The organism is Moorena sp. SIO3B2, from assembly GCF_010692525.1.
In the GTDB taxonomy this organism is placed as follows: domain Bacteria; phylum Cyanobacteriota; class Cyanobacteriia; order Cyanobacteriales; family Coleofasciculaceae; genus Moorena; species Moorena producens.
This window is the reverse complement of the sequence record NZ_JAAHHE010000018.1, coordinates 1-25,621: the sequence shown is the minus strand read 5'-3', so window position 1 is coordinate 25,621 and position 25,621 is coordinate 1. Positions and strand designations below refer to the sequence as shown.

22 protein-coding genes are annotated in these 25,621 nt (G+C 43.4%); 8 read left to right on the top strand and 14 right to left on the bottom strand.

Translation table 11 applies throughout. The features are described 5' to 3' along the window. The 10 genes from F6K38_RS06505 to F6K38_RS06460 all read right to left on the bottom strand — a co-directional run bounded on the left by F6K38_RS06505 (position 1) and on the right by F6K38_RS06460 (position 12,671). Entirely contained in the window at positions 1-4,146 is a 4,146-nt protein-coding gene (locus F6K38_RS06505) for a TIR domain-containing protein (RefSeq protein WP_287356315.1), read from the bottom strand. Between the two features lie 262 nt (positions 4,147-4,408). Then, entirely contained in the window at positions 4,409-5,467 is a 1,059-nt protein-coding gene (locus F6K38_RS06500; RefSeq protein ID WP_287252344.1) for a DUF4231 domain-containing protein, read from the bottom strand. A gap of 150 nt (positions 5,468-5,617) precedes the next feature. Continuing rightward, the gene (locus F6K38_RS06495; RefSeq protein WP_287252342.1) at positions 5,618-6,523 is read right to left on the bottom strand and encodes a TRP family putative cation channel; all 906 of its coding nucleotides are present in this window, start codon (positions 6,521-6,523) and stop codon (positions 5,618-5,620) included. A 91-nt stretch (positions 6,524-6,614) separates the two neighbouring features. Further along, positions 6,615-7,382, bottom strand: a complete 768-nt coding sequence (locus F6K38_RS06490; protein WP_287252340.1) for a YebC/PmpR family DNA-binding transcriptional regulator — start codon at positions 7,380-7,382, stop codon at positions 6,615-6,617. Positions 7,383-7,550: 168 nt separating this feature from the next. Next, positions 7,551-7,976, bottom strand: coding sequence for a sensor histidine kinase (locus F6K38_RS06485; RefSeq protein WP_287252338.1), 426 nt, complete (start codon positions 7,974-7,976; stop codon positions 7,551-7,553). A 183-nt stretch (positions 7,977-8,159) separates the two neighbouring features. Next, entirely contained in the window at positions 8,160-8,282 is a 123-nt protein-coding gene (locus F6K38_RS06480) for a hypothetical protein (RefSeq protein WP_008189534.1), read from the bottom strand. A gap of 18 nt (positions 8,283-8,300) precedes the next feature. Then, positions 8,301-8,498, bottom strand: coding sequence for a response regulator (locus tag F6K38_RS06475; protein WP_008189532.1), 198 nt, complete (start codon positions 8,496-8,498; stop codon positions 8,301-8,303). A 22-nt stretch (positions 8,499-8,520) separates the two neighbouring features. Further along, positions 8,521-8,646 carry a hypothetical protein gene (locus F6K38_RS06470; RefSeq protein WP_008189529.1) on the bottom strand — a complete coding sequence of 42 codons (126 nt, stop codon included), beginning with the start codon at positions 8,644-8,646 and terminating at the stop codon, positions 8,521-8,523. 42 nt (positions 8,647-8,688) lie between these two features. Further along, entirely contained in the window at positions 8,689-10,428 is a 1,740-nt protein-coding gene (locus F6K38_RS06465) for an EAL domain-containing response regulator (RefSeq protein ID WP_353736731.1), read from the bottom strand. Further along, positions 10,428-12,671, bottom strand: coding sequence for a sensor histidine kinase (locus tag F6K38_RS06460; RefSeq protein ID WP_161603199.1), 2,244 nt, complete (start codon positions 12,669-12,671; stop codon positions 10,428-10,430). The genes F6K38_RS06465 and F6K38_RS06460 overlap by 1 nt, the downstream gene beginning before the upstream one ends. Before the next feature lie 756 nt (positions 12,672-13,427). Here F6K38_RS06460 and F6K38_RS06455 point away from each other — a divergent pair. The 3 genes from F6K38_RS06455 to F6K38_RS06445 all read left to right on the top strand — a co-directional run bounded on the left by F6K38_RS06455 (position 13,428) and on the right by F6K38_RS06445 (position 17,653). Beyond that, positions 13,428-14,738: a vWA domain-containing protein gene (locus F6K38_RS06455; protein ID WP_287356321.1), complete on the top strand. Its 1,311-nt coding sequence runs from the start codon at positions 13,428-13,430 to the stop codon at positions 14,736-14,738. 312 nt (positions 14,739-15,050) lie between these two features. Then, positions 15,051-15,641 carry an FHA domain-containing protein gene (locus F6K38_RS06450; protein ID WP_502709567.1) on the top strand — a complete coding sequence of 197 codons (591 nt, stop codon included), beginning with the start codon at positions 15,051-15,053 and terminating at the stop codon, positions 15,639-15,641. Positions 15,642-15,661: 20 nt separating this feature from the next. Then, on the top strand, positions 15,662-17,653 hold the full coding sequence (locus tag F6K38_RS06445) for a PP2C family protein-serine/threonine phosphatase (protein ID WP_287356312.1): 1,992 nt from the start codon (positions 15,662-15,664) through the stop codon (positions 17,651-17,653). A gap of 861 nt (positions 17,654-18,514) precedes the next feature. Here the strand turns inward: F6K38_RS06445 and F6K38_RS06440 are convergent. Continuing rightward, a complete protein-coding gene (locus tag F6K38_RS06440) occupies positions 18,515-18,748 on the bottom strand; it encodes a hypothetical protein (RefSeq protein ID WP_287255354.1) in 234 nt (77 codons plus the stop codon). 193 nt (positions 18,749-18,941) lie between these two features. Then, positions 18,942-19,166, bottom strand: a complete 225-nt coding sequence (locus F6K38_RS44080; RefSeq protein ID WP_075873670.1) for a hypothetical protein — start codon at positions 19,164-19,166, stop codon at positions 18,942-18,944. Between the two features lie 88 nt (positions 19,167-19,254). Here F6K38_RS44080 and F6K38_RS06430 point away from each other — a divergent pair, with 88 nt between their 5' ends. Beyond that, the gene (locus F6K38_RS06430) at positions 19,255-20,157 is read left to right on the top strand and encodes an Rpn family recombination-promoting nuclease/putative transposase (protein WP_008181730.1); all 903 of its coding nucleotides are present in this window, start codon (positions 19,255-19,257) and stop codon (positions 20,155-20,157) included. A 284-nt stretch (positions 20,158-20,441) separates the two neighbouring features. Here F6K38_RS06430 and F6K38_RS06425 read toward each other — a convergent pair whose 3' ends face one another. Further along, complete coding sequence (locus F6K38_RS06425) at positions 20,442-21,950, bottom strand: aromatic ring-hydroxylating dioxygenase subunit alpha (protein ID WP_502709566.1); 1,509 nt, start codon at positions 21,948-21,950, stop codon at positions 20,442-20,444. 240 nt (positions 21,951-22,190) lie between these two features. On the opposite strand from F6K38_RS06425, the gene F6K38_RS06420 reads away from it, so the two are divergent. Beyond that, a complete protein-coding gene (locus F6K38_RS06420; protein ID WP_008181728.1) occupies positions 22,191-22,439 on the top strand; it encodes a type II toxin-antitoxin system Phd/YefM family antitoxin in 249 nt (82 codons plus the stop codon). Positions 22,440-22,878: 439 nt separating this feature from the next. Here the strand turns inward: F6K38_RS06420 and F6K38_RS06415 are convergent, their stop codons facing one another. Then, the gene (locus F6K38_RS06415; protein ID WP_267872004.1) at positions 22,879-23,013 is read right to left on the bottom strand and encodes a hypothetical protein; all 135 of its coding nucleotides are present in this window, start codon (positions 23,011-23,013) and stop codon (positions 22,879-22,881) included. Positions 23,014-23,061: 48 nt separating this feature from the next. Here F6K38_RS06415 and zds point away from each other — a divergent pair, with 48 nt between their 5' ends. The 3 genes from zds to F6K38_RS06400 all read left to right on the top strand — a co-directional run. After that, positions 23,062-24,498: a 9,9'-di-cis-zeta-carotene desaturase gene (gene zds / locus F6K38_RS06410; RefSeq protein ID WP_008181727.1), complete on the top strand. Its 1,437-nt coding sequence runs from the start codon at positions 23,062-23,064 to the stop codon at positions 24,496-24,498. After that, entirely contained in the window at positions 24,479-24,694 is a 216-nt protein-coding gene (locus F6K38_RS06405) for a hypothetical protein (RefSeq protein WP_287356309.1), read from the top strand. Before zds ends, F6K38_RS06405 begins: the two co-directional genes overlap by 20 nt. A gap of 629 nt (positions 24,695-25,323) precedes the next feature. After that, positions 25,324-25,621 (top strand): SRPBCC family protein (locus F6K38_RS06400; protein WP_287356307.1); only part of this gene is annotated, 298 nt, incomplete at its 3' end.

Here is a 25,621-nt window from a genome sequence, read left to right as displayed (position 1 = left end):
CTATTTTGATTTGGGTTTAATGCCATGACAAATAGTGCGATCGCTTTCATCGATTTCAGCATTGTGCTTGAGATAATCCCCTACCCAATTACAAGCCCGACCCAGAAGGTCATTGAAATCTAAACTTATATCCATATCCCACATAATCACATTGCCATTGGAGTCAGATGAAGCCAGGATTTTGCCATCGGGACTGAAACTGAGGCTAAAAACCCCATCATTATGTCCAATCAGAGTTTCAATTTCTTGCCCCTTCAAATTCCAGAGTTTAACCGTTTTGTCACCACTAGCCGAAGCAATCATCTTGCCATCTGGGCTGAAACTAACGCTAAACACCTTACCCTGATGCCCTTTGAGAGTTCGGATTTCTTTACCGTCTCTACTCCAAAGTTTAACCGTTTCGTCCTCACTACCAGAGACAAGCATCTGACTGTCGGGACTAAAACTGACACTCCAGATCACATCATCATGACCTTTGAGGATAGTAGGAGTTAAGCAAAAAGGCAAAAAATTTATGTTATGGTCTGATCCAACTGCTGGTTTTAAGTTTGCTGGTTTTAAGTTTGCTGGTTTTAATTCACCATTACATAAATTTTCGCGACTCCAAAGCTTAATAGTATTATCATCACTACCAGCAGCAATCATCAGACCATCGGGACTAAAATTAACACTTCTAATCGCAGCCCTAAGCTTTTTAAACCTTTGGGGTTCTGTTCCTTTAAAACTCCAAAGCTTAACAGCTTGATCCCAACTGCCAGATACAATCGTCTGACTGTCAGGGCTGAAACTAACGCTAAAGACTCCAGCCTTATGCCCCTGGAGTGTTTGGATTTTTTTACCATCCTTACTCCAAAGTCTAACCTTACTATCCCGGCTAGCCGTAGCAATAGTTTTGCCATCCGGGCTAAAACTCACACTAAACACTACATCTCTGTGGTTTTCTAGAACGTTTGGAGTCAAACAAAAATCCAGTAGATTGATAGTTTTACTAGACCTTATTTCCCCTAATCCTTGCTTGCTACAGGTATAATCTAAATGCCATAGTTTAGCAGTTTTATCTTCACTAGCACTAGCCAAAGTTTTGCCATCTGGGCTGAAACTAACACTCCAGACTAAACTCTTATGACCCTTGAAGGTGCGAGGTGTTTTGGCATCTAAGCGCCAGAGTTTAATGGTTTTATCTTCACTAGCACTAGCCAGAGTCTTGCCATCTGGACTAAAGCTAAGGTCATAAGCCCCAGCCTGATGCCCTCGGAAGGTTTGGAGTTCCGAGCCATCAAGGCTCCAGAGTTTAACGGTTTTATCCCGACTAGCAGAGGCGAGGGTTTTGCCATCCGGGCTGAACCTGACGCTTCTGACTCCAGCTAATTTCTTTGGAAAAGTCTTCAGTTTCCGACCATCAAGGCTCCAGAGTTTGATAGTCTTATCCTCACTAGCAGAAGCAATCATCTTGCCTTGGGGTGAGAAACTGACGCTATAAACCTCAGCCTTATGCCCCTTGAACGTTGCCATACTTCTGCCGTCCAGGTGCCAGAGTTTGATAGTATTGTTACTTCCAGCAGAAGCCAGAATTTTGCCATCCGGACTAAAGCTGATGCTGCGATATCCAGCCGCAATCCCCTCAAAAGTTTGGAGTTGCTTGCCATTGAGGCTCCACAGCTTGACAGTATTATCGTTACTAGCCGTAGCCAGCATCCTGCCGTCCGGACTAAAACTCACGCTCCGCACTCCACGCTGATGTCCTTTAAAGGTTTGGAGGTTTTTCCCGTCTAAGCTCCACAGTTTGACCGTCTTATCCTGACTAGCTGTAGCAATAGTCTTGCCATCTGGGCTGAAACTCACATTCCAAACGGTACCGTCATGTCCCTTCAAGGTTTGGAGTGCCTGACCGTTGCGGCTCCACAGTTTGACAGTATGGTCTTTACTAGCAGAAGCAATCAGATTACCGTCAGGGCTAAAACTAACACTAGTAACCCAACTGTTATGGCCTACCAAACGGTTGTATTCTCTAACCCAAGACACTGCTCCGTGCAATGCTGTCCTAACCAGACTCTCAGTTTCAGGTTTTACACTGCGTCTCTGTTTTTGCAGTTGCCGTGCAGCCCTGATTGCTTCGATCAGGGCATCAAATTCCTGATGTGATTTTCTCAGAGCCAGTGAATATCGACTCAGAGCATTAATGTGACCTTCGCTAACTGTTTCTGCTCGTTTCCATTGCATGAAAGCAACCAAGCCAAAGCCAACAGCTGCTGCAAATGCTGTACTCATCAAAGTAAGGGACAACCGTAAGATGACTAATCGACGCTTTTCCCGTTTTCTCAAAATCGATATGGCATCCCGACTTTTAGCAATATATTCCTTGTGTAAAGGTGTCGCAGTCGGCTGTTTATCATTGGTCTCGGCATCAAGCAACCATTGTTGGGCAATAGAAAATTCGCTGCCACGCAACAGCAAATCTGTATCTTGGTTAGACTGCTGCCATTCCCTAGCTCGCTGCAACCATTTGGTGTGACTGCGCACATGCTCTCGGTCAGTATCAAGGGTTCTGACCAATTCACTTAAATTGGGATAAAAATCTCCACCATGCCTGTTGAAATCAATCCACTGGATGCTAGCTAATCCAGGATGTAGCATTTTTGCTGGTACCTGTATAGAAAGCACAGTCACAAACCGTTTATTTAATGTCTGAGCATAGTCTACCTCCCCAGCACAGTAGGGTGAATTTACCGAAGCAGGGGAAATAATAAATAAGAAATTATCAGACTGTTCAATTCCACGATAGATTTCCTCCTGAAAATCACTGCTCGGAGGAATACTTTCTTGGTCAAACCAAGTCGTTTTACCCTGTAACTGCAATGCCTCATTTAACTTCCTAGCCAAATCTGAATCAGTACGAGAATAAGAAATAAAAACGTCTAGATAAGATTCCGTTGGTTGATTCGTGCTAGCAGCAAGGAATTCTTCATGTAACTCTAGGGGTGGATGTTCCAGGCGTTGCCAATTTACGTTCAGCCAGTTTTCGTAATAGTTTAAATTGTGACCCCGCAATAAAATGCTATAATTGCGGTTTTGGGTCAGCCATTTTAGCGCTTTGACTAACAAAAGCTTATGCTCTTCGTAATAGAGAGCATCTTGATTTAATTCTTTTAATAATTGAGCAGCCATGAAGCGGTAGTTTGCTTCATGGTTAGACTTAGTAAAATCCAGGAATTGTAATGAGCGAATTTTCGGTGGTATTTGGTCAATTTCCGTGTCTTCAATCAGTAGGGATATAATCCGTTTATTGTGAGCAAAGGCGTGTTCAAGCTCTTGCTGACAGTATTTTGATTGAATCGAATTGGGTGAAATTAAGTAAATGACATTATCAGCTTCCTCAATTCCTTGGTTGATTGCCGCTTGGAAGTCTATACCGGTTTTAATATCCGTTTCAGGTTTCCAGATTGTGATTCCTTCCCGCATCAGGGTTTTGCCAAGTTTATCCTTTATATCTTGATCTTTATCAGAATAAGATATAAACACTTGGGTCATTAAATTATTGGCATTTTTGATGCTTTCACAAATAAACTCACAATGTAAATCCGTTGGCACACAAGGAGCCTGATCTTTTTGAAACCGTACCTTTAACCAAGATTCAGCTTGAATCCGTTCTGACTGGATTAACAGGTGGTTAGTTTGTTGTTGATTTCTGTCCCACTCCAGAGCTTTAACTAAAAACCGAGTATGCTGTTCTACATAATCAGCATGCTTACGGATAGAATTCATTAATTGTTTAAAGGACGCTTCAAAATCGTTGATTTTATCTTGGAAATAGATCCAGTTCAGTTTACGGATAATCGTAGGAATTTTCTCCCGAGGGGATTTAACATGCACTAAAGGAATAATGCGTTTATTGTATTTAATAGCCAGTTCAATTTCTTTGAGGCAGTATTTTGAATTAACGGCATGGGGGGAAATGATAAAAATGAAGTTATGATTTCTCTCAATGCCATTATCAATCTGATGCTGCCAATCGACAGCAGGCGGAATGTCCTTCTGGTCAAACCAGACAGTTAAGCCCAATTGTGTTAGTCTAGCTTCAAGTTTAGTAGCAAAGGCTTTGCTGTCAGCACGTCCGTAGGAGATAAAGGCATCGAAAAATGTAGTCATTTGCCCAGGGGTCTAAGTGAGGAGATCTACTTAACACTACACTTGTAACACCCTGGATTTCGTAAATCGAGCAAGCTTGAAGAGTTGTGAGAAGGAAATAGGGGTGACGGATGGGTAACGGATGGGTAACGGATATAACGAATGGGGAGCAGGTGAACAATGGTCAGGATTTAGGTGTCACCTCTGGTGCTCTGCCCATAGGCTAAATGATTACCACAAGAAAGCCAGTCTGTCAAGCACGTATATGATATTATAAAAGATCTCATTTAGTATCCACTGTCTTAGACGGAGACGGGTTTTTTCCCTGATCCTCCGACTCCTGGGTTTCACCATAAAGTTCTGCTAGTGCATCATTCATCTCTTGCACCCAGCCTACATTTTCGCTTTGGATGGTTTTCTCTGTACTGATCACCAATAACTCAAATTTCTCCAATTTTTCCTCGTCTGACAGACCATGCCACCAAGTGCTTATATCGTACAAATCATCAGCTGCTTGGTTGTAGGCAATCAGCGTTGTCTCAACCCGTTTCAATTCCAGGAAACTGGAAAATGCCGCAGCAAAGGCTGTACTGACCGCCACCCAGATGTCTTCACCCAGCGCCACCAGAAATGAACCCACACCGCCCAAGATATATACTCCCCACTGGTAGCCATGCAATTGTATATCAAGTTTCCTAGTTCGCTTTCGGTACCACTTAAACTGGTCTTCCACTCGCCAGACTAGGTAGTTTTCAGGGGTTAGGTCAGAAAACTTATCATCTTGATTATGCTGTTGAGCTTCCTGACGTTTCTTGTCCTTGCTTAAGGATGAGCGTTTTCTCCGGGAAACTTCCCCTTCGTAGGGGCTAAAACTAGTGTGGTGAACTGTAGTTCCCTTTAGCCTTTGACTAATCACCTTGACCTTACGTGCCAGCTTAGCATCCCGGGACGTGTTATCACTGTATTCCCCAACTTGCGCACGGTAACAGTAAATTTCCCTTTTAATTGCCTCGGCACTACCCCGTAACAGAATCCAATTGCCACCTTTGTCGAACTTAACTGCACCTGCTAGTAGTACACTTAGAGCAATTGGCACTAGTAGAAGAACGTAGTGAATCACTTTGACCGTGTGGTGTGACTCAGTGAGGCGTTCTACCAACATTGAGTGGACCACAGCTAGCAAAGTAGCCAACACACTCAATACCAGAATTCCTATCCGCAGCAGAAAGAAACGTTTCTGAGCCGCTGTGGCATTTTTGCTATAGGTACGCTGACGTTCCCAAGCACGTTTGAGGGTTGGGCTTGGCCCAGGGGAGTATGTAGCTTCTACTTCTGAGGTCATGGCAGTCTAAGCTGTTGTGCATTTAAACTGTATAAGCGCGTGAAATCAAATAAAAAAGATAGATCTCAGTCCCCTTTTGCCTTTTGCCTTTTGCCAATAGCCATGCATGCCTAAAGCCATTGCTAAAACGGATTTAAAATGCGTTTTAGCTTATGTACTTTTGACTGTATACCTTGACTGTCTGGTCAGTCCCTCCATGATGATTTTAGTCAATTCACTGAATGGTTGTGAGAGGTCATAACAGGTCAAGTGATTTTGTTGTAAGTGATTTGGTTGTAATAGTTCCGTAACAGATTCTCGTGCTTCTTGTTCTGGATAGCTTACTGCCATAGTAATTTCATCTGCCAACCGACCACTGCCGCCAAGAACTACCAATGGTCGTCCAGCTTTCTTGTTTTCAAATAAGTCTAGCAAGGTAATCGCCCCACCGTTAGCCATTACTGTGACTGATGGCTTTCCGTCTGCCAGGGTAGTAGCTATACGAGCCAACCAGGGGGATTCATCACCCCAGGTAGACCCAGGAATCAGCACAAAATGAGTATGATGTGGCTCCAGTGATGTTTCACCAGAATACGAGGGGGGTGCATCAGGAAGCGCAATCTTGCCCACTGGGGCAATACCTACTAAGGGAAAGGTGCCAGCAATCTCAGCACGAGCTTGCCCCATCATCTGCATTACCCCAGTATCGGTACCACCATCCACCACACATGCTCCGAGGGTTTCAGCAATGGGAGCTAGTACATTGACAAACAACAAGCGCAAACGAGCCATACTCTGATCACTCATCTTACTTGCCCCCCCGACTACCACTAAAACCGGACGGGAGCCGTGAAGACCGATTTGGTTCAGGGCAGCAGACAAGTCCACAGGATGATCCACTTGAATCGCACAAGCCGTTTGCCCATTCTTGAACGTGAGTTTGAGAGGCTGGTTATTTAAGAACTGCTTGAAGATGAGATGGTTTGGCTTGTATCCATCCTGGGACAAAGCACCGGACTTAGCTAAAACCCTCCTCTTGCGCAATCGGGGGGGAGCGATGCCTGCGCATCTAGCCATTAAGACCTTTTGGTGATCTGTTCGCTTTTGCTTTGTCTTGGCAGATAGAAACATTTAAAATCACCTATAGTGGTTTATAATATTCTATCTGCTAGATCATGCTGAGGGACATCAGCTGATCAGACATCTCGAAATTGGCGGTAACATTTTGTACATCCTCCAAGTCTTCCAGAGCATCCATTAATTTTAAAAGCGTCCGCGCCAGATCTGGGTCAGTCACTTCCACCGTATTACTAGGAATCCAGCGCAACTGCGCCTCACTGACCTCAAAGCCCTGATTTTTCAAGATTTGACTCAGGTTTTCCAGGTTGCTAACTTCTGTAAATACCTCAGCCGTTACACCTTCAGAATCTTCGTTCAACTCATAAGTTTGAGCTCCCCCTTCAAGGGATGCTTCAAACAAATGGTCCTCTGTGATATCACCCGTAAGCGTAACGACACCCTTTTGCTCAAACATCCAGCTAACGCAGCCTGTTTCACCCAGATTACCACCATTCTTAGTGAATACTGAACGCAGGTCAGCTGCTGTCCGATTCCGATTATCAGTAAAAGCTTCTATCAAGATAGCAACGCCTCCTGGACCATAACCCTCATAGCGAATCTCTTCAAGATTGTCACTCTCATTGCCTAGGGTACCGGCTCCTTTTGCGATCGCTCTTTCAATGTTCTCATTGGGAATCCCTGCTGCCTTAGCCTTTTCCACCGCTTGCCGCAGCTGAAAATTACCCTCCGGATCCGGGATGCCATTGCGAGCAGCTACTATAATCTCCCGAGATATTTTAGCAAAGGTCTTACCTTTAACTGCGTCCACCCTCGCTTTCTGACGCTTAATATTTGCCCATTTACTATGTCCTGCCATAACGGTTAAGTTAATTACTACCCAAGTTACAAAATACCTCCACTTCTTGGTTTAAGCATATAACCTACCCAAGTCATCTCCTAAAATAGACTATTCTCTCTCCTAGGATAGCTACCAACTGAAGGAAAGAAAGTCCATGGTAAATGCTATATCCTAAATGGTTTTTGGTCAAGGGATTAGCCCTTTGGAGATTAGGGGTAGCATTACTTGCACTGTAGTTTGTTCTCCTAGTGTACTATCTATTCTTAATTTACCACCGTGTAACTCAGCTAGACGTTTAGCAATCAGCAGCCCCAACCCTGAGCCTTGTTGTTCGTAAAAGTTACCTTTACATTGTAAGTCAGCTTTCAATTCGGCCATTTCAGCTTCAGATATCCCTTGCCCCTTGTCGTGGACTGACAAGATCAAGGTATTATTTTCTGAATAGCTATTTCCCCAAACAGGTGTTCCCTCTTGTGATAATTTAAAGGCATTATTAATTAACTCTTCCAACATTTTATTAAGTCGGTTTGGCGACCTAGCAATAGTAGCCTCTTCCCAATCTAATTGCAAATCCGCAACCCGTCCTGTTTTTTGAGCAATATTCTGAATCAAATTAGCCAGAACCGGATTAGGTAATTTACTGGTAGTCTTTCGCAGATTTTATTATTTTTTGGAATCTGTAGCGTTCATTTCAAGCTCTGCATAAAGTCAAAAGTTCTGAATTAACCTTAATAACCGTTCAGCAGACTGATGGATATCTTCTGCCATAGTCTTAATTTGATATCGTTCCAAACTCTACCATTTCTCCATGATTAGTTTGGAAATATCCAGAATCCGATTTAGGGGTTTATCCATTTCATAGAGCAAAGACAGTTTAATATGGCTGCGCAAATCATCCAGTTTTTTATCTTTTTGCAACTCAAGGGCAGCTTGCTTTTACAATCGAGTAGTAATTGCTCCTAGTAGTTCTACTCTAGTAAATGGCTTGGTCAGATAATCATCTGCTCCTAATTCCATTCCTTGGCGCTGATCAGTTTTTTCAGCTCTAGCTGTGAGAAACATAAAAGGAATGGTTGCCGTAGCAGGATGTTTGCGCAACGCATGCAATACCTTATAGCCATCAATTTTTGGCATTATAACATCTTAAATAATAAATTTAGCGTTTATAATGGTCTAACTCGATACTAATCCGACCATTCCTACCAGCAATCTCCTCAAAATATTTAGCTTCCAGTAACTCCAGTATATTTTCTCGTACTGAAGGTTCATCTTCAATTAACATAATTTTTGTTCTTACCATTTTTTTGCGCTTTGTGAAACTAATCTAATTGACTTGAGGTAGTGGGAAGCCAATACCGCTATTGAGTAAACGTTTAAATTCCGACGCTGGTAAAGCCCTACTAATCAAATGACCCTGAACTCGATCACATTTATGAGAATAAATAAAATCCAATTCTTCTTGAGTTTCTACTCCTTCAGCAATCAGTTGTAGATTTAAACTTTTTGCCATTTGTATAATAGCCTTAGTAATAGCAGCCTGGTTAGGTTTCTGCACAATATTACGGACAAAGCACTGATCAATTTTGAGAACGTCAAAGGGAAATTGTTGTAAATAGCTTAATGAAGAATATCCGGTACCAAAATCATCAATTGCAATTTCTAAGCCTAGGTTTTTTAGATCATTTAACTGACGAATAGCCGTCTCAGTGTTTTTTACTAGTATACTTTCAGTTAGTTCTAGTTCTAGAGTTCGATAGGTTAACTCAGTTGACTGCAAAATCTTGACTAAATTATGGTAAAATTCCGGTTTATTAAATTGACGACCTGATATATTTACTGCTATACGAAAAGAGGTATATCCATCATTTTGCCAGACTTTAGCTTGCTGACAAGCCTGCTGTAATATCCATTCTCCAATGGATAGAATTAGACCCGTTTCTTCCGCAATCGGAATAAATTTTGCTGGTGGAATCAAACCAAGTTCTGGATGATGCCAACGTAATAGAGCTTCAGCACCAACAATTTTTCCTGTCTCGAGACTGATTTGGGGTTGATAGTAAACCTGGAATTCTTCCCGTTCCAAAGCATAGCGTAAGCTACTCTGCAAGGTAAGATGATTTGAAGAATTGACATTCAAGGCACTGGTGTAAAACTGATATTGATCACCACCGTGACGCTTTGCCTGAAGCATCGCCTGGTTGGCATGATTGAGTAATTGTTCAACGTCTTCACCATCACGGGGATAAATTGCAATACCAATACTGGCGGTTATAAAAACTTCTTGATCATCCAGAACGATGGTTTGATAGAGGCTCTCAAGAATGCTTTTGACAACATTTATGACATCTTTTTTGTGTTGAGCTGTGGCTATAATAACGGCAAATTTATCGCCATTTAAACGAGCAACTGTACCCTGAATATCCACACAATTAGTGAGGCTTTCAGCCACAAATTTTAGTAAGTAATCTCCCCAAAAATGACCCAGATTATTGTTAACTTGATTAAACCGATCTAAACCCAAACACAGAAAGGTAACCAGTTTTTGATTATCGTCGATGTGTTGTTTTACTTGCTTAAACCGTTCTCGCAACGACAGGCGATTAGGTAGGTTTGTCAAGCTGTCATGGTGGATCAAGTAATTGAGTTTATTTTTAGCTTCCTGAAGTTCAGTATTGTAATGCTTATGAACAGCAGCTTTTTTTTTGAGTCTACTGGCAATTGACCCTAGGAGCTCTGCTCTGGTAAAGGGTTTGGTAATATAGTCGTCTGCCCCTAGTTCCATACCCTGACGAAAATCATTTTTAGCCGCCTTTGCGGTTAAAAAAATAAAGGGAACTGTTGCCATCATTGAGTCTTGACGCAGGGATGTTAAGACACTGTAACCGTCCATTTCCGGCATCATGACATCACAGATAATTAAATCTGGGATAGTTCCTTTAGCTAAATTAACACCAACACGACCATTTTCTGCTCCAATGACATCAAACCCTTCAGCGTCCAGGAGTTCTATAATGTTTTCCCGGACAAACTCTTCATCTTCAATAACTAATATTTTTCTCATCATTAATTTGATAGCACGTAATATATTGGCAGGGTTACAGTAAACGTTGTACCGACAGTTACCTCACTTTCTAGATCAATTTGACCTTGGTAGATATCGAGACACTTTTTGACAATTGCCAGTCCTAAGCCAGTGCCGGTAATTGTACCGACATTCGTACCTCGATAGAAGGTCTCAAAGAGTAGTCCTTGGTCTTCTTCAGGAATACCAATACCTTGATCGCTGATTTTAAAGATAGCCTGATTGGCAGAGCAAGTGAGTTTAATCTCAACCGTGCTACCTTTGGGAGAATACTTCAGTGCATTACTCAGCAAATTCTCCAAAATTTGCCTAAGCAATTTTTCATCCATATACGGTCGGGCGGATGAGAACGAACTAGCCGCATTATTTCTTCCATGATTACTACCTAATTTATTTTCAAACTTTTCTAAGCTATAAGTAAATTTTATTGTGTGATAATTTCGGTCATTAAGCTGGATTTGATAAATTAAATCGGTGCAAAAACTTTCCAAGTCTATCGGGGTTAATTTTAACTCTATTTTACCAGATTCTACCTTGCCAATCAGCAATATATCATTCAAAAGTCTGGTCATATGTTGAACCATGTTTTGAATGCGATGTAGGTGATTATTTATTTTATATTCTGACCATTTTGTTCCGTAATGTTCCAGTAACTCTGCTGATGAATAAATCGTGGTTAGAGGGGTACGAAATTCGTGAGATGTCATGGTAATAAACCGGGATTTTAGCTCCCCAAGTTGTTTCTCTTTAGCCAGTGCATTTATAATTTCTACTTCCGTTTCTTTCCGTTTAGTGATATCTCTATCAACCCCTCGATAACCACAAAACTTGCCAATACGATCAAAAATTGGTACACCACTGGTTTCCAGAACCACTAACTGACGATTTTTGTGAATTCTGGTATTTTCCAAGTTGCTAAAGGGGTGTTTTAAAACGGTAAAGGAAGCCAAAATTTCCATCACACGTTTTGCCTCTTCCTGTGACATTAAGTCAAAGGGAGTTTTGCCAACTACTTCTGATGGTTCATAACCGAGTAAGTCCCAGACTTTGGGACTAGCGTAGGTATAGACAGCATTTTCATCCATCTCCCACATCCAATTGCTACTAATTTCTACAACATTACGAAACCGCTCTTCACTCTGCCGCAACTGCTCTTCTGCCTTCTGGCGCTCAATAATCTCCCCCTTGAGTGCTTGGTTCGCTTTCCTCAGAGCAGCGGTACGTTGTTGAACTCTGACTTCCAAAGCATCATTGACTTGTGCTAGGGTGAGTCGTGCTTCAATACGCTCAGTGATATCCTGGACAATAACAGCAACTTCATCTAACCCACTTTTAACAATACGAGCCTCAAAGTAGCGGAGTTTACCATCTTGTCTGATTGGGGACTCAATAACTTGGATCTCATCACTTTCTAGGGCTATTTCCACATGCTCCCAAATTAATCCTGCTACCTCAGTGGGTAAACAGTTATGTAAATGTTTCCCAATACAGTTATTGGTGAGAAACAGCACAGGGTTTTCAATGGCCGCTTTCCAATCCAAGTAAAAGCCATCCCGATTGACACGAAAGATTACATCTGGTATCGCTTCTAAGAGGGCTCGGTTTCTAGCCTCGCTTACTTTTAGTGCAGACTCTTTTTGTTTAAGTTCTTGGCTTTGTTTTTGATAGAGTTGCTCAAGTTCTTGGTGGGTTAGGGCAATGGCAAAATGATCGGCGATCCCTCGGATAAAGGCAATTTCTTGGACTGTCCATTCTCGTTCGTGATCGCACTGATACAAGGTGATACTACCTAGACAAGACTGCCCATGCAGCAGTGGCACCATCATGATGGTACGGAGGTCACATGGATAGGTTAATTCCTTCAGTTCTGGTGGGAGTTTTCCCTGGGATTCAGGAATAATCAACGGTTTGCCCTGAGCTAGCCAGGAGTGATAACTCTGAAAGAGGTGGCGAAATACCTCGATCAGACATGGCTCGCCTGTACTCTCCACTGATTGGGTAATGGGAAAGCTAACTTGATGAGTTGCCATAGCTGGAGGGTGGTGAGTGGGAAACATTAAACAGCCACTCACTTGCAAGATTTGATGTAATTGATTAGCTATGGTGGGTAGCAATTCATTGAGGACTAACGTCCCCCTTGTAACCTGGGCAATCTGGTTAATCATTTCCGCTTGGACTTTCAAGAGGTGATAGTCCACTCTTTGATGTCCAGTGCTCGATTCCATGGGTGTATGCTCAGGTAACATAACCAATAAAATTAGCTAAGATCGGAACTGTCTAGCCTAGACTGGACATAGATTCAACCGCCATCAACTCCACGCTGTACGATAATTTTCAGCCCATCCCCACCAATCCCGGGGATTTGAGGTCAGTTGTCCATTGTCAGTTGTTTTGCACCTACTAGCTTTTAGCTATGGGCTAAGTGCTAATTACATGCATGCAACTGACCATTGACCACTGACCATTGCAAGGCGTCGATTCATGCCCATACCAAGAAAATAGGGGCAACACTCGCCGCCCAACCTTAGGTGATGGTAAGATGTTATACCACCACTAGATGCCTAAATTGTTGCACAGTCTTAATTTCTAGCCCTCGTGGAAACTACGGTGTCTTAGCTAGTTTGTCTATCTTGACACCTGTAAATTCACGAACAGTTAGTGTATCATTGGTCTTTGGTGATTAGTTATGGGTCATTAGCGTCCCTCAGCTAAATTAGCCCTAGGTCTTACCCGTTCGCGCCACTGTCGCCCCTTGGGCGAAGGGAAGTGTGAGATGATGAGTCAAGTGCGATTCGTTGGTTATAAACCTTGCCCCGTAAGGGTTTTGGGGGATTAACCGCTAGGACAAATTACTGAACCTAGACAACTTGGTAACCATGGTGGTGAAAATCCACCCCTCGTGAAATCCGAGTNTATATGTAACAATTACTCCTCATCGTGAATTTCTGCCTGCGGATACCCCAGACCAGAAACTATTTGTGATGTTGAAACTGCGACCGACCAAAGAAGTAGCAGTCGAGCTACCCTCAACTAGTTTTGCCTTTGTGATCGATACCAGTGGTTCCATGGATGAAGTGGTGGAACGGCGCAGAAAACCTATAGGCAGAGTGTACACACAGGATGGAAACAACTATGAGGAAGTGAGAGGTGGTAAAACCAAGATCGATATTGTGATTGAGTCACTGTTAAATTTAGTGAGGTCTAACCAGTTAGGTGGAAGCGATCGCATTGCCATTATCCAATTTGACGACCAAGCCTCTACTATTGTTAGACTAACACCAGCAACTCAAACTATCGAGTTAGAAGCAGGGATTGAGAAACTCCGTAACTACAGTGGTGGCACCTGCATGGGAGAAGGAATGGAGCAGACCCTGACTATGCTCTCCGGTCAAACCATGACCAGTCGTCGTGCTTTAATTTTTACTGATGGTCAAGCCTTTGATGAAGAAGAATGTCGGGAACTCGCGAAACAATTTGCCGAAAACGGTATCCCGATTACAGCCTTGGGAGTTGGTGACTACAATGAAGATTTACTGATCAACCTCAGCGATACTACTGCTGGTCACCTTCACCATATCGTTTCAGGAGATGCCACAGGTACTGATGTTGCTATTAGGGACTTACCCCAAATCCTGTTTAGAGAATTTAGCCAAGCCCAACAGGAAGTTGTTAATAACCTTACCCTTACTGCCAAGACAGTTAAGGGGGTAAAACTCACCCGTGTTGTCCGGGCTTACCCTGATCAAGCGGAATTTCCCCTGATTCAATACCCCTATCTGATTGGCACCGCTATCGCCAATGATGAAACGGTCTTTATTCTGGAATTCACCATCGACAGTCACAGCAGCTCCCGTGTACGTATTGCCCAACTTGGTTTAACCTACGATATTCCAGGACAAAATCGCCGGGGTGAGCTGCCACCTCAAAATGTGGTAGTTCAATTTGTTGCTGGTCAGAGCGGAGCGGCACAAGTAGACCCGGAAGTAATGGGTTATGTACAACAGTGCAATATTTCTCAGCTAGTCACTCAAGCTACCAGACTGGCTGATAGTAATCCCGAAGAAGCAGGAAAACTATTAGATACTGCCCGTCGGATGACAGTCAGGATTGGCAACCAAGCCATGCTTGAATCTCTCAATCAAGCTCAAGACGAGTTACGCAAAACTCGCAAGATTTCTTCTGGAACTCGTAAAACCATCAAAATGGGTTCCAGAGGTAAGACTATCAAAATGAGTGGAGATATTAATACTGAACTTTCAGAAGAACAGATTCGTAAGGTCTCGGGAACTTAGACCGTCAGCGGTCAGCGGTCAGCGGTCAGCGGTGAGCTAAAAGCTCACGCTACGCGAACAGCCGTTCAGCCGTCAGCGGGCATCTTGGTGGAACAGGCATCTTGCCTGTTTCAATTCCCAGGCGGGCTGTCCCAACCAGGCGCAAAGAGCTTGAACATCAGGACTCACCCGCCCCTAACACACCCTACGCATTCCCGATTCCCGATTCCCGATTCCCGATTCCCGATTCCCGATTCCCGATTCCCGATTCCCGATTCCCTATTCCCTGTTGCCTATTCCCTTTTTATATATTTACTCACCAAGGATTTATCAATGATTACCTGCTCAACTTGTGGCTATGATAAAAACCCAGAAGGAACCGAATTCTGTGAGGCTTGTGGTGCTGAATTACCATTGCAAACCCAAGTAGCACCTGAATCTCAACCACCAACCCTAATCCAACCTCTTCAGCCGGATCCCTGGAAAACTACACCAGCACAACCTCTTGATGAGCCTCTACCAATCACCCCAGAGCAACCCCAACCCCAGCCCTTTATACCTCCAACTCCTCCTATTACTAATACTGCTTTAATAGCGAAACTGATTGCTAAGCAAGCTGATGCTCCTATCCCAGAATTCTGGCTAGATCATAGCAATCTTATCGGCATCTTTGATCCAGATATGGGACCTGTTGATATTGACTTAGAGCCATTTATCGGTAACGAGACAGTCTCCCGCCACCACGCAGAAATTTATCGAGAGGGAGGGCAATGGAAAATCAAAGACCTTGGTTCTACCAATGGTGTTTTTATCAAGCCTGCTGGTAAAACTCGCTTCAATGCCAAAATCACCCGACCGGAAACCATCAATCCCGGAGATGAAATTGCGATCGCTAAAATTCGTTTCCTCTTCCAAAGCCCCTAAATTTAAATCAATACCAGCTTATGACAAATGGTTTAGTAATTGAACAAGATGCAGAATTCCGGATAGACAACTATCAGGTCAAACTCCGGTCATACCTAGGTCAATTGACAGTAGGTATTCACTACTTTGAAGTCAACTTTGAAGTCAACATCGAGTCTACTGACCCCAGTCCCACTACAGGCAACTTGGCCTTGCTGCGTGTGGGGTCTAGTGAGGGTGGGCTAAGTCGAGAATTACAGCTACGGGAAAAGCTAGGTAACTATGCCATGATTGCCGAATTACTAGCTAGTACCATCCAAGACTCTGTGGTTATTAACCCTAGGGCGTGTTTTCAAAGTTTTCCGCAAGATTTAGATCCCCCCCAGCCCCCCTTAATAAGGGGGGAGCCATACTCAAAGTCCCCCGAGCGAGGGATTGCTCGCTCGGGGGATTTAGGGGGATCTCCGAGTTTGAAGACACGCCCTAGCCCATCCTCCCTGGAGCCAGAACCGGAGACACAGCAGCCAGAAGAAATAGAATCTTCTGAGCAACAGTTTCCAGTTACCACTGACCAAGAGGAATCAGAAGCAACAACTGAAGAAGAAACCACTGAACAACAGCTAAACCCTGAAACTACAGAAGATTCCTCGGAAACCCCTAAGGACCCTGAGCCTGAATCTGAATATCTAGAGGAAGAATACTATCCAGAAAATGAAATCAGTCCTGACTCCTCTGGTCAAATGCTGATGCTATTAACGTCGCTGCCAGAAAGTCAATCAACCTTAGAGACTTGGCTGCAAGAAGAGCATTCTTATCAAGAGTGCCTATCAGTGATTATCCCCATCTGTCAATGTTTTTACTATTTGTATCAGCGTCAGTGGTGCTTCGTTGATGTGATTCCGAAACTGATTGAAATCGGAAAACCGATCAAATTTTTCGATTTAACCAGTGCCTATCCTATTGATCAAAAGCTCGACCATGGCTTGTTAGGAAACTACTGCGCTCTTGAACTATCCTCCGGTAATCCCGTCCAGGAGTCAATGAGTAGTTACACCGTGGGAGCGCTGCTTTACCAAGCTATTCATCAACAGCTTCCTCCACAAGACCATACTCTTGACATCAAGATTCAGCCCATTCCTCAGATTTATCAACTGCTCAAGATTTGCCTTTCTTCTGTGCCAGAAGAACGCTTCTCCCTGTCCCAGTTACTGAGTCTTTTAATTGAAACTCGTAAATCATTTCAGACCACTCAAGTCCAATGGCAAGTGGCCAGTAAATCAACAGTAGGACTCTCAACTAGTCGTTTACACAACGAAGATAGCTATGGAGTACGACAGCAGCAGTTGAGTAATGGTGATACTATGATTTTAGCCGCTGTTGCTGACGGTATGGGTGGTATGTCTCAGGGAGACTTAGCCAGTCAATTAGCCATCAAAACCGTGCTTGAGCAACCGATTCCCTCTGAGTTAAAAACTATCAACCAGTATACAGAGTGGTTGGTATCATTATTCCAAAATGCTAACCAATCTGTAACTAAGGAAGTGCGAGAAGGCGGAACCACACTAAGTGTAATTTTAGGGATTAGTAACAACTTACTAGTGGCTCATGTGGGAGACAGTCGTATTTACTTAATTAGGAAAGAACAGATATGTCAATTAACTGAAGACCACTCACTAGTAGCGATGTTACTTGCCAGTGGTGAAATCACCTATCAAGAAAGTCTTGACCATCCAGATAGTAATATTCTTACTAAATCCCTGGGTTCAAAACCAAGACTGAGTGATGGTTATGTCCAAGATTTGAGCCGCTTTAGTCAAGACTTATACCTAGCTCTAGAAGATAGGGATATCTTGGTGCTCTGTTCAGATGGGGTCTGGAGTTTAGTGTCAGATACTGAACTAGCGCAAACTTTTATAAAAACTCAGCCTTTACAAGCAGCTGTTGACGAAATTATCCAAAAAGTTATAGATAAGGGAGCATCTGATAATGCTACAATTTTAGCATTGGAGTGTTGTATTAAAAATGCTAGTTGAGGCATCTGCACTTAAATAAAGTATAGCATTTATAAATGAGATGTAAACCGAGGATGTCTTTTTTTATTGTCTAATAAAAATACGGATATCTTTACCCTCTTGCCTCTTGCCTTCCCCTCCTGGGAGGGGTTAGGGGTGGGTTCCTCTTGCCTTCCCCTCCTGGGAGGGGTTAGGGGTGGGTTCCTCTTGCCTTCCCCTCCTGGGAGGGGTTAGGGGTGGGTTCCTCTTGCCTCTTGCCTAAAAGACTATGTTCACAACTCAAATCCAAACGCTATAACTTATGTACACCAATCAACAGAGAACCAATATAGCCTCTCGTCTTACGGAAATTCTCGAAAAGCGCAAACCCCATTGTTAGTCGTTTTTTGTTGATCACAAAAAAAGCAAGTCCTTCAAAAGCACCAGGGGGGCTGCCTTAGATCAAGTCCGGTTGAATACCCATCATCAAGAAGATTGATGGAGAGATGGGGCAGATTTTGATTAAGGGTAATTATCAGGACATTATCTGACTACATATATAAAAATGCCTGCTCAGGATATATACCAATAAATAACTAAAAAAAAATCGGTCAAGTTCTGGTTAACCCCAATTCTTGACCGATTTATATTATGTAAGCTTCCACAAGTACAGCTGAGCTGCACTCAAATCTAAATCACTGTCTTGATGCAGTCGCTCATGGGGGGAACCCCCAAGACCGCGCTGCATCGCTACTGATAAACTAGTACATTCTTATCGAATTAGTCAGCAACTACTCGAAAGCAATCACATTCCAACTCATCCTTCATCCTGATTTATACCCCTCCACAAAACAATTTTCACCATTGATGGTCGCCAGGGCGACGCCCTGGCAATTTACTATCCTAGTCTAGGTATAAGTATCGAATCAAAAAAGTCGTAACCTGACCAGATTTTCCGGTAGGCTCGAAAGCGCTCCACTCGTCGGGATAGGCGTATTTAAGGGAATAGATAGCATTAATTGTTTTGCGAACTTGTTTAGGAGAACCGACCAAGATGTGCTTGACTTTCTTCGGTTTACGACCTGGGTTTTCAGGGTTGGTATTTTCATCGGAGTTAGGCGGAAGGTTGTTATTCATCAGTAGTAATTCCTTAAAACTGCTTACCTTATTAATATATTAATTAATTAATTTAATGTCAAGGGGTTTAGGAAATTTTTTTTTTATTAATAAATTGAAAATGGCTATAATAATAAATAGGTAATAAATAATAGTAAATAACCAGAATTATAGTGTTGATAGCAGTTATGATGATAGTCTTATTTGACGTTGATTACCTGTCTTGAAGCAGCGCATCCCGATTCCCTATTTCCGATTCCCGATTCCCGATTCCCGATTCCCGATTCCCGATTCCCGATTCCCGATTCCCGATTCCCGATTCCCGATTCCCGATTCCCGATTCCCGATTCCCGATTCCCGATTCCCTATTTCCGATTCCCGATTCCCTATTTCCGATTCCCGATTCCCTATTTCCGATTCCCGATTCCCGATTCCCGATTCCCGATTCCCGATTCCCTAAAACCCATTACTCTGTACCTCATCTAATTTAAAATCGCTATAAATAAACCTAGTAAAGGTATAAAACCATGAGATTTATCAGTCCCAAAACTGACTTTGCTTTCAAGAAAATCTTTGGCTCAGATCAGAGTAAGGATATTCTGATTTCCTTACTCAATGCTATGATATACTCTGGTAATTCCGTCATCCAGGATTTAGAAATTATTGATCCCTATAGCGCGGGTGATGTAGTGAATTTAAAAGACACTTATCTAGATGTTAAGGCAGTATTAGAGGATGGAACGACTGTCATCATCGAGATGCAACTCTGGAATGTGGAAGCTTTCAAGAAGCGAGTGGTTTATAACTTGTGCAAAACCTATGGGAATCAACTGCAATTGGGACAGGGATATTTCGATCTAAATCCAGTCATTGCTTTAACCATCACGGATTTTAAGTTATTCCCCTCAACCGAGAAAGTAATTAGCTGTTTTTACTTTCAAGAGGAAGAAGACCACTTGCCTTATCAGGAGAACGAGTTAAAGCTGGTGTTTGTGGAACTTCCAAAATTTACTAAGCAACTGGAAGAGTTAGAAAGTGTGATCGATAAGTGGATATATTTTATTAAAGAAGCGCCCAACTTAGAAATTATTCCTGACAACTTCAGGGAAATCCCACAGCTGGAAAAAGCGTTAACCATAGCGAATCAAGCGGGGTTGAGTGTGTCAGAAGTGGAAAAACTCCGCAAACAGGAGATGGTCTTGGAAGACTCGCGAGGTGCATTGAGTTTCGCGAAAAGGCAAGGACGAGAAGAAGGGGAAAGAAATTTACTCTTGCGACTGCTTGAGAGCCGCTTTGGCAAACTAACGATTAATGCCATCGCATTAATCGAAGCCTTGACCAACGAAGATCTAAACCGTTTATCAGAAGCCATCTGGGATTTTCAGACCAGTGAGGACTTACTCAACTGGCTGCAAGAGCACTCTAATTAAAAGTCTCAATTTTTAATAAAATTAATCCTATGGTGGGCAGTGGTTGATAGCAATTGAAAAACTGATCATCTCGAAGCTAAGCACTGCCCACCCTACATCTACATCTACTGGGCTGGTGGGCAGTGCTCAATACCAATTCAAAACCTGATCTACGCTAAGCTCAGCACTGCCCACCCTACATCTACATCTACTGGGCTGGTGGGCAGTGCTCAATACCAATTCAAAACCTGATCTAGGCTAAGCTCAGCACTGCCCACCCTACATCAACTACATTTATAACTTATTTAATCATTCTTGGAATGGTCAAATTCATAAACGTAAAACAGCCGACTTAACCTTTTAAATGAGTAGCCTATGGTTACTAAAAGAATTGCTCCCGCGATTCCTAGCCATAATCCAATTGAAGGTATCACTTTAAAAGGAGATATAGTCACGGCATCTGCAGTCATTGCCATCTTAAATGCTACAGCTCGGGCATCCATAACTATTCCAATCAATAAACATAGCGCCGCCGCTCCATAACTGATTAGCGTAGCACGATTGATGTTGGTCAGAGCCTTTTGACAAACAACACAATCTTTAGTATGAGTTGACCACACATCGAAAAGCTGCTTTTTATCTAACTCAGCATTGGGAAGTTGGTCATTTATACCTGAATCCCAAGGGATTGTGCCTCCTGCTCTCTTTTTAAACCACTGACGAAAGGTGATTACCATTTTGTCTTGAGGATTCGGAGTATAAACTGCATCGAGCCAGTCTTGCTGTTGTCGTCGAGCCAAGATTTTTTCTTGGTAGTGAAGGAATACTAAGTCTTGATGCAAAAATACTGAAGCCAAGACATGACCCAACCAAATTGGCATTGGTAAGGCAAAAAATCCTAATCCTTCTGGTGTTTTTCCGGCTTCATTCTTGACCAAGACTTGACAACCAATATGACGACACCAGCCAGGACGAGTCGGAATGGCATATAAGGCTAAGATTAATTTTCCCCCATCGTTATAGCTGGTAACAATTCTCATATGACAGGGAGGTTGAAAGTCATGAACTGCTTCGGCTACTGTCTCAACGGTGGGGTTAATAGCAAAGGAAAATCCTTCTTGAGTGGATATCTCCCTAAGACAAGGCATATCATAATACTTGGCATCTTCATAACGACTACCCATAATACCGTGATGGGAAACCGGTACGTGAGCGGGATCAGCAACATTTTCCATGAAAAAGTCCCAGCCATAGGGCAAGTCGCGAATATTCCAAAATAGCTTAACTACTCGATCGGAATCTGATTCTAGCTCGGGAATTAAACGGGGTTTTCTCAACTGACTTTCCTGTTGAGCTTTGCTTCCCGATTCTGGCCATACCCACAGTAAACCTTGGTTTTGCTGAGTTGGATAGGCAACAGCACAGGATTTAGGATTCGAGCAGTTTTTAACTTCAGTCTCCTGGTCTTGGGATTGAGGAATACTGACACAATTTCCTTCAGCATCAAAACGCCAAGCGTGATAAGCACACAATAACGTTCCATCAGGCTCGACACGTCCTTCAGAAAGAGGAGCTAATCGATGGGGACAAAAATCTTCAAAACAACGCCATTGATCAGACCCATCCCGCCATAACACTAGCTCTTTACCGAGTAACTGTATTTTGTGAGGACGAGATGGCGCGAGGAATTCAACAACGGCTACTGGATACCACTGCTTTGTCCATTGGAATGTTTCTTCTTGTTTGAGGTGAACTTTTTTATTTGACTTATCAAGACTGTTGTTCAATTTAGTTGAATTGGCTTTAATAGTCATAAGCAAAGGGAACAGGGAATAGGGAATAGGGAATAGGGAATAGGGATGCGCTGCATCAAGACAGGGAATCAACCTCAAAGAAGACTGTACCTCATAAATGCGAGAAACACTACATACCAATTAAAAAGCTGACAATCTCGAAGGTAAGCACTGCCCACCCTACATCAAATGCTGCTATTGACTATTTTAGCTAAAATGGCTATATTAGACTTAATATCTAGTATTGTTACCTAAAAAGTCATGAAAACCCTTGGAGCATCTGAGGCAAAAAACCGTTTTGGTGAACTGTTGGATTTAGCTCGAAGAGAGCCAGTAAAAATTACTAAAAAAGGGCGTAATGTTGCTGTTGTTATTTCTATAGAAGAATTTGAAAGGTTCTTAGAGTTAGAAGAGGAACTTATAGCTATTAAAGCTAAACAAGCACAACAAGAAGGATTTATTGGGCTGTCAGAAAGTGAGGAGCTGTTGGAGGATATTATGAATGCTTAGGCTTAAAGGGAGCAGGGAGCAGGGAGCAGGGAGCAGGGAGAAGAAAATTGAAATTTAAGGTACTTCATCACGTATGATAAACGCGCTAAGTTACCAAGTTCAAGAATAAATTATAGAAATATTACTGATTGCTACCCCACCGCAGCACTCAAACGCGATCGCACTCAATTTTCAAGAACATAAATCCTAGGGTTGCCAGTGCTCGAAACCGATCGGATTAGCTTGTCATCGGGGTAAAACACGCGATCGCACTAAATTTTCAAGAAGATTAAGCGTAGGGTGGGCAGTGCTCGAAACCGATCAGATTAGCTTGTCATCGGGGGAAAACACTGCCCACCAAAAGTAAATTATTAGGAAAGAATAGTAGGGTGGGCAGTGCTCGAAACCGATTAGATTAGCTTGTCATCGGGGGAAAACACTGCCCACCAAAAGTAAATTATTAGGAAAGAGTCAAAAGCGATCGCACTGGTGGGCAGTGCTTGATCCCAATTAAAAAGCTGACCATCTCGACGCTAAGCACTGCCCACCCTACATCTACATCAACTCTCCCGACTCCCGACTCCCGACTCCCCACTCCCGGAATATATTACAATCTGTAAAGAAACTGAAAGGATAGGGGAGAATGCGCTTAGCAATCGTTGGTGCGGGGCTCGCGGGCATGGCCACAGCAATAGAGTTAGTGGATGCTGGTCATGAGGTGGAAATTTTTGAATCCCGTCCCTTTGTGGGGGGAAAGGTAGGCAGCTGGGTAGATAAGGATGGCAATCACATCGAAATGGGGTTGCATGTCTTCTTTGGCTGCTATTACAACCTGTTTGAGCTGATGAAGAAGGTGGGAGCGTTCCAGTTTCTGCGCCTGAAGGAGCATACTCACACCTTTATTAATAATGATGGACGCAAGGGTGAGCTAGACTTTCGCTTCATTACTGGTGCTCCCTTTAATGGCCTAAAAGCTTTTTTTACCACCTCCCAACTCTCCCTCCAGGATAAGCTGCAAAACTCCATTGCTCTGGGGATTAGCCCTCTGGTGCGTGGCTTGATAGATTTCGATGGCGCAATGAAAACGATTCGTGACCTAGATGCGGTCAGTTTCGCTGATTGGTTTCGCGGTCATGGTGGTTCCGACGGTAGTTTAAAGCGGATGTGGAATCCCATTGCCTATGCTCTGGGTTTCATCGATACCGAGAATATTTCTGCCCGTTGTATGCTAACCATCTTCCAGTTATTTGCGGCTAGAACCGAGGCATCGGTACTACGAATGCTGGAAGGCTCTCCTCATGAGTACCTCCATAAACCAATTATTCAGTATTTAGAGGAAAGAGGAGCAAAAATCCACACTCGCCGCCAAGTCAGGGAAATTCTGTTTACCGAAACCCCAGAGGAAACCCGAGTGACTGGTTTAGTGATTGCCAAAGGGGAAACCGAAGAAACCATTACCGCTGATGCCTATGTCTGTGCCGTTGATGTGCCTGGTGTTAAACGACTGTTACCGAAATCATGGCGCAAGTGGTCCGATTTCGATAATATCTACAAGCTGGATACGGTACCAGTGGCCACGGTCCAACTACGATTTGATGGCTGGGTGACAGAGCTTCATGATGCTGAGAAACGCCAGCAACTCCAAGAAGCAGCAGGGATGGATAATCTACTGTATACTCCCGATGCTGACTTTTCCTGCTTTGCAGATTTAGCTCTCACTAGTCCTGGTGACTATTACAAAGCCGGTGAAGGGTCACTGATGCAGTTGGTACTAACCCCAGGAGACCCATTTATCCGACAAAGTAATGATGCGATCGCAAAACATGTGCTTCACCAAGTCCATAACTTGTTTCCCTCCTCACGAGACTTGACCATGACCTGGTATAGTGTCGTAAAACTCGCTCAGTCTCTATACCGGGAAGCCCCTGGCATGGACCCCTATCGCCCTAACCAAAAGACACCAATCCCTAATTTCTTCCTAGCCGGTAGCTATACCCAACAAGACTATATCGATAGTATGGAAGGAGCTACCCTATCCGGGCGTCGTGCTGCTAAGGCGATTGAGTCTTTTGTTAGTTGAAGAAGGGAATCGGGAATCGGGAATCGGGAATCGGAACCCACCCCTAACCCCTCCCAGGAGGGGAACGGGAATCGGGAATCGGGAATCAGAGGGGAGTTTGGCGAGATGGGCAGATGGGGAGACCCATGAGCAAGGGTTCTGGTTTCCAAGGGGCTTACAAGGTGGTGACACCGGTGACCCACACAGCTCTTCCTGATCAGGGATAACATCAAGACAATCATAAAAACTGTCTTTAACTATACCAACTTCATCTAAAACTACTTCTTCCCGATCTCCCCATCTCCCACACTCCCCGCGCCCCGCCTCACCCTCCCGATATAATCACTAAAACTTTACGAACCTAAAACATAGAAATAACAAGCGAGAGTTAGCCACTCAATAAATTAAGTGGGCGTGGAGCGTGCCGGGATTTATCCCGGCGAACGTGTTACAATGGAAGTGCGAGTAAGAACAAGGTTGGTTACGTTGATTTTTTGCGCTTTACGGTGAGATTCCGGCCAGGAAGAGACGGGGTGAATCCTACTCCTCAAGGAACAGGCAAGTAATGCAGCAAAAAGTAGTGATTTATTGCCCTGATTTGTTTGGTACAACCACTCCGAAAGCTGTTTAAATTAGAAGTAAATCCACAGGTTAACTTTTTTGGTTAATCCGTTCGCGTAGCGTGGCCAAAGGCCAGGGAGGTAGGGCAGTTTTGAGTCTGCCACAACGGTACAGACTAGACTCAATCTCTAGTCAGTATTGTAAGTATCGTGGAGCGCGGTTTTAACCCGCGTAACGACATCAACTTAGAATCCACGCGGTTTCAACCCGTGGAGAACTCAACCCATGTCTGATTGGCTCGAACATAGTGTACAAGTTGAAGTAGAAGTTCCCATTGAGTTAGCGTGGGAGCTTTGGTCTGATTTAGAGCAAATGCCGCGCTGGATGAAGTGGATTGACTCAGTGGAAGTCCTAAAAGAGGATCCTGATTTATCCCGGTGGAAACTTGCCAGTACAGGTTTTGAGTTTAGCTGGCTCTCTCGAATTCTGAAATTAGTCCCACACCAGATTATTCAGTGGGAATCAGTAGATGGTTTGCCCAATCGAGGTGCAGTGCGCTTCTACGACCGTAAGGATAGCAGTA